This is a genomic window from Dyella sp. OK004 (assembly GCF_900114495.1).
GTDB lineage: Bacteria > Pseudomonadota > Gammaproteobacteria > Xanthomonadales > Rhodanobacteraceae > Dyella_D.
Genome location: NZ_FOZI01000001.1, coordinates 387,924 through 402,254, shown reverse-complemented (window position 1 = coordinate 402,254; position 14,331 = coordinate 387,924). Strand labels below are relative to the sequence as shown.

Annotated in this window: 13 protein-coding genes; 12 read left to right on the top strand and 1 reads right to left on the bottom strand. The window is 64.8% G+C overall.

Translation table 11 applies throughout. The annotated features are described in order from the left end of the window. Positions 1 to 145: 145 nt before the first annotated feature. From btuB to BM338_RS01740, 11 genes are read left to right on the top strand one after another with little or no spacing between them, the layout of a single operon-like run. Complete coding sequence (gene btuB, locus BM338_RS01790; protein WP_255367210.1) at positions 146 to 1,975, top strand: TonB-dependent vitamin B12 receptor; 1,830 nt, start codon at positions 146 to 148, stop codon at positions 1,973 to 1,975. A 30-nt stretch (positions 1,976 to 2,005) separates the two neighbouring features. Then, positions 2,006 to 2,581 carry a hypothetical protein gene (locus BM338_RS01785; RefSeq protein ID WP_090449056.1) on the top strand — a complete coding sequence of 192 codons (576 nt, stop codon included), beginning with the start codon at positions 2,006 to 2,008 and terminating at the stop codon, positions 2,579 to 2,581. Between the two features lie 20 nt (positions 2,582 to 2,601). Beyond that, positions 2,602 to 3,201, top strand: coding sequence for a cob(I)yrinic acid a,c-diamide adenosyltransferase (cobO, locus tag BM338_RS01780; RefSeq protein ID WP_090450063.1), 600 nt, complete (start codon positions 2,602 to 2,604; stop codon positions 3,199 to 3,201). Next, the gene (locus BM338_RS01775; RefSeq protein ID WP_090449055.1) at positions 3,198 to 4,493 is read left to right on the top strand and encodes a cobyrinic acid a,c-diamide synthase CobB; all 1,296 of its coding nucleotides are present in this window, start codon (positions 3,198 to 3,200) and stop codon (positions 4,491 to 4,493) included. The genes cobO and BM338_RS01775 overlap by 4 nt, the downstream gene beginning before the upstream one ends. Then, the gene (gene cbiB / locus BM338_RS01770; RefSeq protein ID WP_090449054.1) at positions 4,490 to 5,410 is read left to right on the top strand and encodes an adenosylcobinamide-phosphate synthase CbiB; all 921 of its coding nucleotides are present in this window, start codon (positions 4,490 to 4,492) and stop codon (positions 5,408 to 5,410) included. The genes BM338_RS01775 and cbiB overlap by 4 nt, the downstream gene beginning before the upstream one ends. Next, positions 5,403 to 6,413: a threonine-phosphate decarboxylase CobD gene (gene cobD, locus BM338_RS01765; protein WP_090449053.1), complete on the top strand. Its 1,011-nt coding sequence runs from the start codon at positions 5,403 to 5,405 to the stop codon at positions 6,411 to 6,413. The genes cbiB and cobD overlap by 8 nt, the downstream gene beginning before the upstream one ends. After that, the gene (locus BM338_RS01760) at positions 6,410 to 7,882 is read left to right on the top strand and encodes a cobyric acid synthase (RefSeq protein WP_090449052.1); all 1,473 of its coding nucleotides are present in this window, start codon (positions 6,410 to 6,412) and stop codon (positions 7,880 to 7,882) included. The genes cobD and BM338_RS01760 overlap by 4 nt, the downstream gene beginning before the upstream one ends. Further along, positions 7,870 to 8,391 carry a bifunctional adenosylcobinamide kinase/adenosylcobinamide-phosphate guanylyltransferase gene (cobU, locus tag BM338_RS01755; RefSeq protein ID WP_090449051.1) on the top strand — a complete coding sequence of 174 codons (522 nt, stop codon included), beginning with the start codon at positions 7,870 to 7,872 and terminating at the stop codon, positions 8,389 to 8,391. Before BM338_RS01760 ends, cobU begins: the two co-directional genes overlap by 13 nt. Continuing rightward, on the top strand, positions 8,388 to 9,434 hold the full coding sequence (gene cobT, locus BM338_RS01750; RefSeq protein WP_090449050.1) for a nicotinate-nucleotide--dimethylbenzimidazole phosphoribosyltransferase: 1,047 nt from the start codon (positions 8,388 to 8,390) through the stop codon (positions 9,432 to 9,434). Before cobU ends, cobT begins: the two co-directional genes overlap by 4 nt. Further along, complete coding sequence (locus BM338_RS01745; RefSeq protein WP_090449049.1) at positions 9,431 to 9,991, top strand: histidine phosphatase family protein; 561 nt, start codon at positions 9,431 to 9,433, stop codon at positions 9,989 to 9,991. Before cobT ends, BM338_RS01745 begins: the two co-directional genes overlap by 4 nt. After that, positions 9,988 to 10,710: an adenosylcobinamide-GDP ribazoletransferase gene (locus BM338_RS01740; protein ID WP_090450062.1), complete on the top strand. Its 723-nt coding sequence runs from the start codon at positions 9,988 to 9,990 to the stop codon at positions 10,708 to 10,710. The genes BM338_RS01745 and BM338_RS01740 overlap by 4 nt, the downstream gene beginning before the upstream one ends. A 581-nt stretch (positions 10,711 to 11,291) precedes the next feature. Here the strand turns inward: BM338_RS01740 and BM338_RS01735 are convergent. Further along, on the bottom strand, positions 11,292 to 13,730 hold the full coding sequence (locus tag BM338_RS01735; protein WP_090449048.1) for a TonB-dependent receptor plug domain-containing protein: 2,439 nt from the start codon (positions 13,728 to 13,730) through the stop codon (positions 11,292 to 11,294). 232 nt (positions 13,731 to 13,962) lie between these two features. On the opposite strand from BM338_RS01735, the gene BM338_RS01730 reads away from it, so the two are divergent. After that, entirely contained in the window at positions 13,963 to 14,277 is a 315-nt protein-coding gene (locus tag BM338_RS01730) for an FmdB family zinc ribbon protein (protein ID WP_090449047.1), read from the top strand. Positions 14,278 to 14,331: the final 54 nt, after the last annotated feature.

The following is a 14,331-nucleotide window of genomic DNA, read 5'->3' as shown; positions in this document are numbered from 1 at the left end:
GCGGTGGGCGATGTCGTGGGTGGTGTGCGTCAGCACGCCGGCCAAGCCTCCTTCCGTCTGTCCTGACCCCATGCGTTCCGCGCGGGCAGGCGCGGTGTAGGAGCTCTCAGTGTCATTGCATGTTTCTTTTGTGCGTCGGTCTGCGTTGGCGGCCGCGTTGTCGTGTGTGTGTGGGTCGGTGTTTGCCGCGGACGTGGCGGGCGATTCGGCGAGTGATCTCAATAGCGTGGTGGTGACGGCCACGCGTACCGAGCAGACGCAGGTGAATACGCTGTCGGCAGTAACGGTGATCGATCGGGCGGATATCGAGCGCTTGCAGCCGCAGTCGGTGCAGGATCTGCTGCAGGGCACGCCGGGCCTGTCGATCGCCAACAACGGTGGGCCGGGCAAGGCGACTTCGTTCTTCCTGCGCGGCACCGAGGCCGATCACGTGCTGGTGCTGGTGGACGGCGTGAAGATCGGTTCGGCCACGCTGGGCCAGGCGTCGATCCAGAACATCCCGGTGGAGCAGATCGAGCGCATCGAGATCGTGCGCGGACCGTTTTCGAGTCTGTACGGTTCGGAGGCGCTGGGTGGTGTGATCCAGATTTTCACGCGGCGTCCGCAGGGTGCGTTCGTGCCGAATTTCAATCTGGGCTACGGCAGCAACCAGAGTGTTCGCGCGGGTGCCGGCCTGGCTGGCAAGGTCGGTGACGGCTGGTATGCGGTCGAGGCGACGCACGAGAACACCGACGGCATCAATGCCTGTCGTGGCAAGCCCTCGCCGGGCGGTGCGGGTTGTTTTGTCTATGAGCCGGATCGCGACGGGTTCCGCGACAACTCGGTGTCGCTCAAGGGCGGCTACCGCTTCAGCGAGGCCTGGGATGCGGATGCGCAGTGGCTGCGCAGCTGGGGCTATAACGAATACGACGGCTCGCAGACCAACCAGTCCGATGTGGTGCAGCAAGTGGCGGGCGCGCGGGTGCATTACCGTCCGAGCAAGCTGCTGACGCTGACCTTGAACGTAGGGCAGAGCGCGGACCTCAGCGACAACTACAAGGACGGTGTGTTCTCCAACACCTTCAATACGCATCGCGATCTTGGCTCGCTGCAGGGTGATCTTGCCTTAGGTGGCGGCTTATGGAGCCTGGGCTACGACTGGCTGCGCGACCGTGTGGACAGCACCACCACCTATGCGCGCGATCGTCGCCTCAACCGTGGCGTATTCGGCCAGTGGCAGCAGACCTTCGGCGCACATTCGCTGCAAGCCAGCGTGCGGCGCGACGACAATCAGCAGTTCGGCGGCAAGACCACCGGCAGCGTGCTGTGGGGCTGGGATTTCACTCGCGCCCTGCGCCTCACTGCGAGTGCGGGCACGGCGTTCAAGGCGCCGACCTTCAACGAGCTGTACTACCCCGGCTATGGCAGCCCATCGCTGCGGCCGGAGAGTTCGCGCAGCTACGAGCTGGGCCTGCGCGGCACGCATGGCTGGGGTGGCTGGTCGCTCAATGCCTTCGAAACGCACATTCGCGACCTGATCGCCTATGACGCGTCGGTGGGTCTGCCGGGCAATGTGGAACGCGCGCGCATACACGGTGTTGAAGCGGTGGCGAATACCACGCTGGCCGGCTGGGATCTGCGCGGTACCGCAACCTGGCTCGATCCGCGCAATGAGAGCGTTGGCCCCAACCGCGACCGTCTGTTGCCGCGCCGTGCCGGACGCAGCGCACGCATCGATGCCGATCGCCGCTTTGGTGCTTTCAGCATCGGCGCCAGCGTGTACGCCGCGGATCATCGCTATGACGACATCGCCAACCGCACGCGCCTTGGCGGCTATGCCTTGACCGATCTGCGCCTGGCTTACGCGCTGGATCGCGACTGGAAGCTGCAGCTCAGTGCACGCAATGTGTTCGACAAGCGCTACGAAACCGCAGCGTTCTACAACCAGCTCGGGCGCACGGCGATGGTGAGCGTGAGTTATCAGCCGGCGCAATAAACCTTTCGACCCTTCTACGGAATACTGACTATGAAACCACCGTCCTCGCGTTTATCCGTCCTGCTGCTGGTGTCGCTGGCTGCCGTGATGATCGCTACACGCTTTCATCATTTCGGCACGGCCTTGAACTTGCCGGATGCTTCGATGGCGGTGTTCTTTCTCGGCGGCCTGAGTCTGCGCGAGCATCTCTACTTCGGCATGTTCATGGTGCTGGCGGTGGTGCTTGACTGGATATCGGTGTCGTACGCGGGCGTCAGCGATTTTTGCGTGACGCCCGCGTACTCCTTCCTGCTGCTGGCCTATGCGGTGCTGTGGTACGGCGGCCGCTGGTATGCCGGCCGTCTGCAGGCGAGCGTGGGTTCGCTGGCCGGCGCGCTCGCCGTGGCGTTGCTCGCGGCGGCGTGCTCCTTTGCCATTTCCAATGGTGCGTTCTATTGGCTGGGCGGCCGCTATGCGCAGCCGCATATGAGCGAGTACCTCGTGCGGCTGTGGCAGTGGGGGCCGCTGTTCGTGCGCACCACGATGACGTATGTCGCTATCGCGCTGGCAGGCTTCGCTGTCTATCAGCGCGTGGTGGTGGCGCGTAGCACAGCGGTGGAGCGCTGAGCATGACAAGCCGTGATGAGATGACCCCGGAAGAACGCCACCGCGAGCGTATGCAACGCAAGAAGGAGCTGGTGGATCGCAAGATTGCCCGCGCCACCATCGAGCGCGGTGTGCTGGTGGTGAATACCGGCAACGGCAAGGGCAAGAGCTCGTCCGGTTTCGGCATGCTGGCGCGCTCGCTGGGGCATGGCTTCCGCTGTGGCGTGGTGCAGTTCATCAAGGGCAGTTTCTCGACCGGTGAAGAAGCCTTCTTCCGCCGCTTCGCCGACGAGCTGGACTATCACGTGATGGGCGAAGGCTTTACCTGGGAGACTCAGGACAAGGCGCGCGACATCGCCGCAGCGCAGGCCGCGTGGCAGATTGCGGCGCGCATGCTGAGCGATGCGAGCTACGATTTTGTCTTGCTGGATGAGTTGAACATCGCGCTGGTCAAGCAATACGTACAGCTCGAGCAGGTGTTGGCCGCCGTCGCGGCGCGCCCGCCGAACCAGCACGTCGTCATCACCGGCCGTGGCGCGCCGGGCGGTCTGGTCGAGGTGGCCGACACAGTGACCGAGATGCGCGTGGTCAAGCACGCTTTTGAAGCAGGCATCAAAGCGCAGAAGGGTATCGAGTTGTGAGCGCGCCGCGCCATTGCCCCGCGCTGTTGGTTTCCGCGCCTGCCTCGGGACAGGGCAAGACCTCGTTCACTGCGGCACTGGCGCGTGCGCATGGGCGGCAGGGGCGGCGTGTGCAGGTGTTCAAGACCGGGCCGGATTTTCTCGATCCGATGGTGTTGGAGCGTGCCAGTGGCCGGCCGGTGTATCAGCTGGACGGCTGGATGGGTGGGGCGACGGATGTGCGCGCGCGTCTTTACCGGGCGGCCGGCGATGCCGAGCTGATCCTGGTGGAAGGCGTGATGGGTCTGTTCGACGGCGGTGTTTCCAGCGCCGATCTGGCCCAGCAATTCGGCCTGCCGGTGCTGGTAGTGATCGATGGCTCGGCGATGGCGCAGACGTTCGGTGCGGTAGCTACCGGCCTGGCACGTTATCGCGAAGGGTTAGCAGTGCACGGTGTCGCGGCCAACCGCATCGGCAGCGCGTATCACGCCAAACTGCTGGCCGAGAGCCTTCCGCCAGATCTGCACTGGCTCGGCGCGCTGCCGCGCGATCCTGCGCTGGCCTTGCCGGAACGGCATCTCGGTCTGGTGTCTGCGGGCGAGCTGGCCGATCTCGATGCGCGTGTCGACGCGCTGGCCGATGCACTGGAGGCGCATGTCTCGCTGCAGTTGCCGCCACCGGTGGCGTTCGCCGCCGAAGACGTCGCGCCCATCGCACCACGCTTGCAGGGGCGGCGCATCGCTATCGCGCGCGACGACGCATTCTGTTTTATCTATCCCGCCAATCTGGATGTATTGCGCGAGGCAGGGGCGGAGCTGTGCTTCTTCTCGCCGCTGGCTGGCAATCCGCTGCCGGCCTGTGATGCGGTGTGGCTGCCAGGTGGGTATCCCGAGCTTCATTTGCCAGCCCTGTCGCGACTGAGTGAGCTGCATGCGGACCTGCACGCGCATGTCGATGCTGGCAAACCCTTGCTGGCCGAATGCGGCGGCATGTTGTTTGCGCTCGATACGCTGGCGGCCAGCGAGGGGCCGGCGCATCGCATGGCGGGTCTGTTGCCCGGACGGGCGACGATGCAGCAGCGCCTGTCGGGTCTGGGCATGCAGTCCGTGGCCTTGCCCGAGGGCGAGTTACGCGGCCATACCTTTCACTATGCACAGGCCGAGATCGATCATCCGCTGCTGGCGCAGGCCGCCAATCCCGACCGCGGGCCGGGGCGCGAAGCGGTGTATCGCCGCCAGCGCATGACGGCGAGCTTTGTGCATTTCTATTTTCCGTCTCATCCGGATGCCGCCATGCGCTTGTTCCTGTCATGACCACCGCGCTCGCCATGACGCTGGCGGTGCTGCTGGATGCGTGGCTGGGCGAACCGCGCCGCGCGCATCCGCTGGTCGGCTTCGGACGCGTGGCGAAATGGGTGGAAGCAAGGTGCTATCGCGACCGTCGCCGTGCCGGTGTGTTGGCGTGGAGTCTGGCGGTGCTGCCATGGGTCATTGCGACCACAGGATTCATGGGTGCGCTATCGCCATGGCTGTTCTGCGTGACGGGTGCTGCGTTGCTGTATCTGGCGATTGGCCATCGCAGCCTCAGTGAGCATGCGCAGCCGGTAGCCGATGCCTTGCAGTGCGATGACCTGTCTGCGGCGCGCATGGCGGTGTCGCGCATGGTCAGTCGCGACACTGCGGTACTGGATGAGCGTCAGGTCGCAGCCGCGGCCACCGAATCCGTGTTGGAGAACGGCAACGATGCCGTGTTCGGTGCGCTGTTCTGGTTTGCGTTGCTTGGTGCGCCGGGAGCGGTGCTGTATCGGCTCGCCAATACGCTCGACGCGATGTGGGGTTATCGCACGGCGCGCTATGAGCATTTTGGCTGGGCGGCGGCGCGTATCGACGATCTGCTCAACTGGGTGCCCGCACGACTCACCGCGCTCACCTATGCATTGCTCGGCGACGCCACCCGTGCGTGGCGCTGCTGGCGCAAGCAGGCGCCGCTGTGGGACAGCCCCAATGCAGGGCCGGTGATGGCGGCCGGTGCGGGCGCCATCGGCGTGCGGCTCGGTGGGCCGGCGCCGTATGACGGTGCCTGGGAGTCGCGCCCCGAGCTGGGCGAAGGCGGCGAGCCCGGTGCGGCATCGATCGTGCGCGCCTTGCGACTGGTGCGGCATGGCGTCTTGCTATGGCTGTCCGTGGTGTGGGTGTTGGCGTTGGCGCGGCACGGAGGCTGGCATGCTTGAACATGGAGGGCGCCTGTTGCGCGCCGCGCGCGAATACGGACGGCCGCCGGAAGACTGGCTGGATCTGTCCACCGGCATCAGTCCGTATGCGTGGCCGGTGCCGCCGATTCCCGCCGAGGCCTGGCATCGTTTGCCCGAGCATGACGATGGCCTGATCGACGCGGCGCGCGCGTACTACAGCACATTGTCGCTACTGCCCGTCGCGGGTTCGCAGGCGGCGATCCAGGCGTTGCCCGCGTTGCGCGAGCGCTCCCGTGTGGGCGTGTTGTCGCCGGGCTATGCGGAGCACGCGCATGCGTGGCGGCAGGCCGGGCACCGGGTCGAACCGGCTTCGGCGACGGAACTGTTCGCGCGTGCCTCGAGTTTCAACGTGATCGTGTTGATGCATCCGAACAATCCAGGCGGCGAGTGCTTCAGCCAGGAACAGTTGCTCGGCCTGCATGCCAGCCTCGCTCGTCGTGGCGGCTGGCTGGTGGTGGACGAAGCTTTTATCGATGCCACGCCGGAAGCCAGCCTGTGCATGCTGCCGGCGAGGACGGGCCTGGTGGTGCTGCGTTCGGTCGGCAAGTTCTTTGGTCTGGCCGGCGCGCGGGCGGGTTTTGTCAGCGCAACCACCGATCTGCTGGTAGCACTGCGTGAGCGACTGGGGCCGTGGACGCTGAGTGGGCCGACGCGACATGTGCTGAAACTGGCGTTGGCGGATAGCGACTGGCAGGCGCAGGCGCGCGAGCAGTTACACGCGGTCAGTACGCGTTTGTCTGCCTTGCTCGGCCGTCATGGCCTGGCGCCTGCGGCGGGCACTGCGTTATTTCAGTGGTGTCGCGACGAGCGGGCGCCGTTGTTGGAGCGCGCGCTGGCGCGACAAGGCGTGTTGGTGCGGCGCTTCGATGCGCCGGCCAGCCTGCGCTTCGGTCTGCCCGGTGATGATCGGGCTTTCGTGCGACTGGACGTGGCGCTGGAACACGCGCTTTCCGGCGAGGCGCTAAGGGAGTCCACGCGATGACGGCACGTGTACTGATGGTGCAAGGCTGCACTTCTGACGCCGGCAAGAGCACGGTGGTAGCGGCGCTATGCCGCTGGCTGCGTCGGCGCGGCGTGGTGGTAGCACCGTTCAAGCCGCAGAACATGGCGCTGAATGCGGCGGTGACGGTGGATGGCGGCGAGATCGGGCGCGCGCAGGCCGTGCAAGCGCAGGCCGCCGGTGTGCCGCCACATACGGATTTCAATCCGGTGCTGCTCAAGCCGAATTCGGATATCGGTGCGCAGGTGATCGTGCATGGCCATGCCATCGGCAGCATGGATGCGCGCGACTATCACGAGTACAAGCGCGTTGCGATGAACGCAGTGCTGGCCTCGCATGCGCGGCTGGCGGCGCAGTATCAGGCGATCGTGGTGGAAGGTGCCGGCAGCCCGGCCGAGATCAATCTGCGCGATCGCGATATCGCCAACATGGGTTATGCCGAGGCGGTGGATTGCCCGGTGCTGCTGGTCGCCGATATCGATCGCGGCGGAGTATTCGCGCATCTGGTGGGTACGCTGGCCTTGCTGTCGGAAAGTGAGCGTGCGCGCGTGGTGGGCTTCGTGATCAATCGCTTTCGCGGGGATATCGCGCTGCTGCAACCGGGACTCGACTGGCTGGAGCGCGAGACCGGCAAGCCGGTGCTCGGTGTGCTGCCCTATCTGCACGGGCTGCATCTGGAGGCGGAGGACGCACTGCCGCGCGAACGCGAAGTGCGCGAAGCAGCGAAGCTGCGCGTGGCGATTCCGGTACTCCCGCGTATCAGCAATCACACCGACTTCGATGCCTTGCGCGCGCATCCGCAGCTGGACGTCCATCTGGTCGGGCCGGGCGAAACACCGCCGGTTTGCGATCTGATCGTATTGCCCGGCTCCAAGTCGACGCGGGCGGATCTGGCATGGCTGCGTTATGCCGGTTGGGATGCGGCCATCACAAAGCATCTGCGCTATGGCGGCAAGGTGATTGGCATCTGCGGCGGCTTCCAGATGTTGGGGCAGGCCATCCATGACCCGCTGGGCATCGAGGGTGAGGCGGGTTCCAGTCAGGGCCTCGGCTGGCTGGCGATGGAGACCACGCTCGAGAGCGGCAAGCAGTTGCGCCAGGCTGCCGGGCGGCTGGTGTTCGACGGCGCGGCGGTCAACGGCTACGAAATCCATTGCGGGATCAGTCGCGGGGATGCCTTGCGTGCGCCAGTCTGTGTGCTGGATGGCGGCCGTTGCGACGGTGCGCTCTCCGCCGATGGACAAGTACTCGGCACCTATTTGCATGGCTTGTTCGACGAGCCGGCCGCGCTACAGGCCTTGCTGCATTGGGCGGGACTGCGCGATGCCGCTGCCGTGGATATGCGTGCCTTGCGCGAGGCGAGCATCGAGCGTCTGGCCGATGCAGTCGAAGCACATCTGGATACGGATATCTTGTCGCAACTGTTGGGGGTGAACTCATGCGCAACCTGATTCTCGGTGGCGCGCGCTCGGGCAAGAGCGCGCTGGCCGAACGGATGGCGACGGCGTCCGGCAACGACGTGGTCTATATCGCTACCGCGCAGGCGCATGACGAAGAGATGGCGGCGCGCATCGCCCATCATCGTGCGCAGCGGCCCAAGTACTGGCATAGCGTGGAAGAGCCGCTGGCGCTCGCCGATACCTTGCGAACCCATGCGCGCCCGGGGCGCTGCCTGCTGGTGGACTGCCTTACGCTATGGCTCAGCAATCTCCTGGGCGATGCCGATGCGCAACGTTTTGAACGCGAGCGTGAAGCCCTGTTGAGCACGCTGCCATCCTTGCCGGGCGAGGTGCTGCTGGTGAGCAACGAAGTCGGTCTTGGCGTGGTGCCGATGGGCGAGTTGAGCCGGCGCTTTGTCGACGAGGCGGGACGTTTGCATCAGGCGCTCGCCGCGCACTGCGAGCGTGTGTTGTTTGTGGCTGCGGGTTTGCCGCTGGCCCTCAAAGGAAATCTGCCGTGACTATTGAGTTCTTGAATCAAGCTTGTGCCGACGTCAATCGCACCATCGAAGAGGCTGCGCGAGCCCATCAGCAACAGCTGACCAAGCCGCCGGGCTCGCTGGGGGCCCTGGAGTCGGTGGCGATACGGCTGGCTGGCTTGCAAGGTGACGTGCGGCCGCAGGTGGAGCGGGTGTGGATCAGCGTGTTCGCCGGCGATCATGGCGTGGCGGAGGAGAGCGTTTCCGCGTTTCCGCAAGCGGTGACTGGCGAGATGGTGCGCAACTTCGCCCATGGCGGCGCGGCGATCAGCGTGTTGGCAAGTGAGTTGGGTGCATCGCTAGAGGTGGTGAATCTCGGCACGGTGAACGACCCCGGCGAACTTCCCGGCGTGCGCCGTGCCTTTATTGCCAGCGCCACGGCGAATTTCGCGACTGGTGAAGCGATGACGCCGTCGCAGTTGCAGGCAGCCCTGCAGGCTGGTGCGGATAGCGTGCATGCCGCGAAGCAGGCCGGTGCGCAGTTGTTTATCGGCGGCGAGATGGGCATCGCCAACACCACGGCGGCCACTGCACTGGCTTGCGCGCTTCTGCACGAGTCAGCGGCAGCGTTGGCCGGTGCGGGTACGGGACTCGATGACGCGGGTATCGCGCGCAAGGCGGCGGTGATTGAGCGTGGCCTGGCGCGACATCGCGAAGCAGTATCGCCGCTGGAGCAATTGCGGTGTTTCGGCGGTTTTGAGATAGCGGCTTTGACTGGCGCCTATATCGCTGCGGCGCAGTGCGGCTTGCCGGTACTGGTCGATGGTTTTATCACCACCGCCGCGGCGCTGGCGGCAGTGCGTATCCAGCCGGCATGCAGGCCATGGATGTTGTTTTCGCATCGTTCGCATGAGCGCGGACATGCGCGTTTGTTGGCCGCGCTGGAAGCCGATCCGCTGCTCGATCTCAACCTGCGGCTGGGTGAGGCGAGCGGTGCTGCGGTTGCCGTGCCGCTGCTGCGGCTGGCCTGCGCCCTGCATAACCGCATGGCGACCTTCGCGCAGGCCGGGGTGTCGAACGCATGAGCACCACCATCGAGCTGCTGCGCCATGGCGACACCGGGCAACGCAGCTATCGCGGGCAACTGGATGACCAGCTCACTGCGACGGGCTGGGCGCAGTTGCGCGCCGCGGTGGCGGGGCAAAGCTGGGATGCGGTGGTGTCGTCGTCACTGCGGCGCTGTGCCGATTTCGCACGCGAACTGGCAGCGGCGCGCGAGTTGCCACTACGGCTTGATGCGCGGCTGGCGGAATATCACTTCGGCAGTTGGCAGGGTGTGCCGATCGAGACGCTGGCGCAGGAACAGGGTGATGCACTGGGCCGGTTCTGGGTCGATCCGGTGGCGCATCCGCCGCCAGGCGGAGAAACCTTCGGACAGTTTCGTGCGCGCTTGAGCGACGCGTTGAATGATGTCGTGCGCGAGGCGAAGGGCCGGCGCGTACTGGTGGTCACTCATGGAGGCGCGATCCGCCTGCTGCGCTGCCTGGTGGAAGGGCGTAGCTATGGCGATATGGCCGGTATCGATGTGCCGCATGCGTCATTACATCCACTGGCGTGGCCCATCGGCGAGGCTTTGGCCTGATGCGTGGTCTGCTGATCGCGATCGGTTTTCTTACGCGCATCCCGGTGCCGGCGAGCGTCTTTGACGATGCGCAGGGGAAGGCGCGATCGCTGGCGTGGTATCCGCTGGTCGGCCTGTTGATCGGTTTGCTGCTTTATCTGCTGCAGTGGGTTGTGCAGGCCTGGGCGCCGTTGCTCGTTGCTGCGTTGCTGTTGTCGGCATGGGTGTTGATCACCGGTGCGTTGCATCTGGATGGTCTTGCTGACAGCGCCGATGCATGGATCGGGGGAATGGGTGACCGCGAGCGCACGCTGACGATCATGAAGGACCCGCGCTGCGGGCCGGCGGGTGTGGTGGCGTTGGTGTTGGTGTTGCTGGTGAAGTTTGCTGCGTTGGCTAGCGCGCCGATGGGCGTGTGGCTGTTGCTGGCGCCGGTGCTCGGAAGAGCGGTGTTGACGGTTGCGTTCCTGACGACGCCCTATGTGCGCAGTGGCGGCCTGGGTAGCGGTTTGATGGATGCGCCGGCACTGGCATGCCTGTCAATGCTGGCGATGACTGTGCTGTTCTGTTTGTCGGCTGGTTGGCGTGGGGTGTGGGTGTTGGTCGCCGTTGCTGTGCTGTTTCTGTTGTGGCGGCGTGCTTGCATGCACCGTCTTGGCGGTATGACCGGTGATACCTGTGGTGTGCTTGCCGAACTTACCGAAGCGGTCGTGCTGGTAGTGCTGGCGGTGCCGCACTGAGAATTCCTGTTCGCGAAGGTGGGCCTTTGGTTCGCTTTGATGTTGGGCTACCGCGACCTGGCCGCTTATGCAGCGGGCATTCCGCCTCGCTGCCGCGAGCCGGGTCACTTTCTCTTTGCTGGCCCAAAGAGAAAGTAACCAAAGAGAAATGGCCTGAGAGCAGGCGGCGGGCTTTGTAGCTGTGCCTTTTCCAGTGTCAGACGTCTGGAGGGCTTTTCTTCCTGCCCTCTCCTTTGGATCTGATTGGCGTCGTGTCAGAGCGACGCGTGTTTTTCTCCTCCCCCTGCTTGCAGGGGGAGGCCGGGAGGGGGTGAGCCCTTGCGAAAACCTCTCCCGATACGCTTTCTCAAGTACTCACCCCTCCCCAACCCTCCCCTGCGAGCAGGGGAGGGAGCAGGGCGCAAAATTCCCAACGTCTGACACTGGAAAAGGCGTAGCTACGAAGCACGCCGCGCTCTTTAGACCATTTCTCTTTGGTTACTTTCTCTTTGGGTCAGCAAAGAGAAAGTGACTCGGGCGCCGGCAGGCGTCCGAAATGCCCGCTGCATAAGCGACCAGGTCGGGATAGCCCAACACTTCCATCACCAGCGATAAGCCACCTTGCCGTAGACATAGGCGCCGTTGAAGCCAAACGGTGAGAACACCGAATAGGGCAAGGTGCCGCTATTGTCGTTGGCGGGAATCACCCGATCCGGATAGGTGTTGAACACGTTGTCCGCACCGAGGCTGAAGGTCCAGCGGTCGAGGTTGTAGTTCACTGCCAGATCCAGCAGCCACTTGCTGCCGAAAGTCTGGTCGAACTGCGCACTGGTTGAGTTGTACGAGGTGAACTTGCCGTAGCGGGTCAAGGTGCCGCTCACACTCCAGCGATCGATGCTGTACAGGCCGTTGAGGATCAGCTTGCTGCGCGGTGTGGTGTCGGCGAGCAGGCCGTACTGGTCGCGGCGGTCGATGCGCTTGAGGTTGAGGCCAAGTGTGTTGAGGATCGCCGGATTCGCCTTGACGTCGGTGACTTTGTTCTTGTTGTAGTTGTAGCTGAGCGTGGTTTGCAGCGTGCCGTAGTTGCCGAGGTCGAAGCGGTAGCTGCCGACTAGGTCCACACCACGCGTGCGCGTGTTCACCGCATTGGTGAAGTAGGCGATGCCGCTGTAGTTGAGATTGGTGACGCCGTTGGCGACCAGATAGTTGTGCACCTTGGCCGAGTTGGTGGCCAGGTTGCTGGACAGAACAATGCGGTTATCGATGGTGATCTGGTACAGATCGATGCTGATGTTGAGCGGGTCGATCGGGTTCCACACCGCGCCTACGGTGTAGTTGTGCGACTTCTCCGGTTTGAGTGCTTGACCGCCGAGCAGTGTTGCTACCTGGCTGGTCGAGGGCACGATGCCTGTGTTGTAGATGCCGGGCGGCAGGCCCAGCGAATTGCCGGCACCGAAGAACAGTGACGAGATGTACGAGTAATTCTGCTGGGCCAGCGACGGTGCGCGGAAGCCGGTCGATGCGCTGGCGCGGAGCGCGAAGCGGTCGGTGAAGTCGTAGCGGCCGGCCAGTGCGCCGGAAGTGGTGCTGCCGAAGTCCGAGTAGTTCTCATGCCGCACCGAGAGCGAGCTGCCCAGCTTGTCGGTGAGATTGGTTTCCAGGCTGATGTACTCGGCCACGTCATGGCGTGCATGCGCGCCGGCGTTGGCAGGCTGGAAGCCGCCGAAACCCTGGGCGCCGCCGGATACGCCGGAGGTGCCGGTGTAGTACGAGGGCAGGTCACCCGCGACGATCTTGTAGGTCTGGCGCAGGTATTCCGCACCGAACGCGAGTGTCACCGGATTCGGCAGCCAGCCGGTGGAGAACTCCTTGGCGATGTCCACGTCGAAGGCTTGCTGCGAGGCGGACAGGATGCCGTCGTGGAAGCTCGTGGGGCTGTAACCGAAGTCGTGCAGGAAGGCACGGTTCACGCTCTGGTTGGTGGCGTAGGAAACGCGGTTGCCGCCGTAGTTGGCGCTGACGTCCCAGCGCCAGCCGCCGCTGGTCTTGCCGCGCACGCCGAGTACCAGCGAGCGGTCGAGCGAATCGGAGTTCTCCAGCGGCAGGTAGCCGTTGGGATAGATCGAGGGTACCGAGTTGCTGTTGGCCAGGTTGCGAAAGAACGCGGGCGAGGTGCTGTCGCGCTTGCCGATGTGACCGAAGGCGTACAGCTCCACGGCCGGCGTGATGTTGTACTGGCCGTTGAGGAACAGGTTGTGGTCGCCCACTACCGGATCGCCGTAGCGCTGCGTGGTGCCTTCCCACGCACGCGTGCGGTTGGGACCGGCGCGGTTGGTGTAATCCTGATGACCGTTCTGCACGGTGAAGCGCAGCCAGCCCTGATCGTTGTTGAGCGGCAGGGCGAAGTTGGCTGAGCCTTGCCACAGCCGGCCGTCGCCGGCCGAATACTGGCCGCCGCCGAGTTCGACCGAGCCGCCCTTGGCGCCGCCCTTGAGCACCACGTTGATCACGCCCGCGATGGCGTCGGAGCCGTATTGCGCCGAAGCACCGTCGCGCAGCACTTCGATGTGATCGATGGCGGCCATCGGGATGGTGTTGAGGTCGACCGCCTGCGAGCCACGGCCGAGTACGCCGTTGGTAAGCAGGATCGCGCCGGGATGCCAGCGCTTGCCGTTCACCAGCACCAGCACTTGGTCGGGCGACAGGCCACGCAGCTGCGCGGGGCGCTGCGAGTCGGCGGTGTCGGCGGCCGCCGGGCGCGGGAAAGTGAGCGAGGGAATGATGCGCGCGAGCGCGGTGGTGAGTTCGGTGGTACCGGTTTCCTGCAGCACCTTGGCCGAGACCACATCGATCGGCGTCAGCGAACTGCTCTCGGTGCGATTGTCGGCGCGCGTGCCGGTAACGATGACGGGGCCGAGGTTCTTGGCCTTGTCGGCGGCGGGCGCGGGCGTGGCGTCCTGTGCGTGTGCGCCGGCGGCAAGGGCTAGCAGCAGTGCGAGCGAAAGCGACGTCGGTGCGATGTGACGGTGTAGTTGGTACATCCGAACTCCCCAGTGATGCTGTGATGCAGCAAAGGCAGGCTAGACCCCGTGGAGTTGTCGCGTCAATAGCCGTCTAGACGTCCAAGTGCGAGGCAGGCTCCTGCGGGAGGTGGCGTGCGGCCGTGGGCGAGGGGGTGTTTTCGAGGTTCCCCGGGGCGTTGAAATCCCGCCGGCTGACTCGATAATGGTGGATTGCCGGTGTGCACGCCGGCCTGCAAGTACTGGAGTTTCCATGCCGATCTATGAATTCGAATGCGGCGGCTGCGGCCACCGCTTCGACCGTCTGCAAAAGCTGTCCGACCCCGATCCGACGGACTGCCCGGTGTGCGCTGTGCCCAAGGTGCAGCGCAAGCTCAGCGCCCCGTCGTTCCGCCTGGCCGGCAGCGGCTGGTACGAAACCGACTTCAAGAAGGACGGCGACAAGAAGCGCAACCTGGCCGGTGACGCCGGCGCGGCGCCGAGCGCCGCGGCACCCGCTCCAGCGCCTGCTGCGGCACCCGCTCCGGCACCTGCCAGTAGCTCCGGTAGCTCCGGCAGCAGCGACTGAATGATGTCCTACCGGTCGCAAGTTCATGGTGGCCGGATCGCAAAATATTCAATT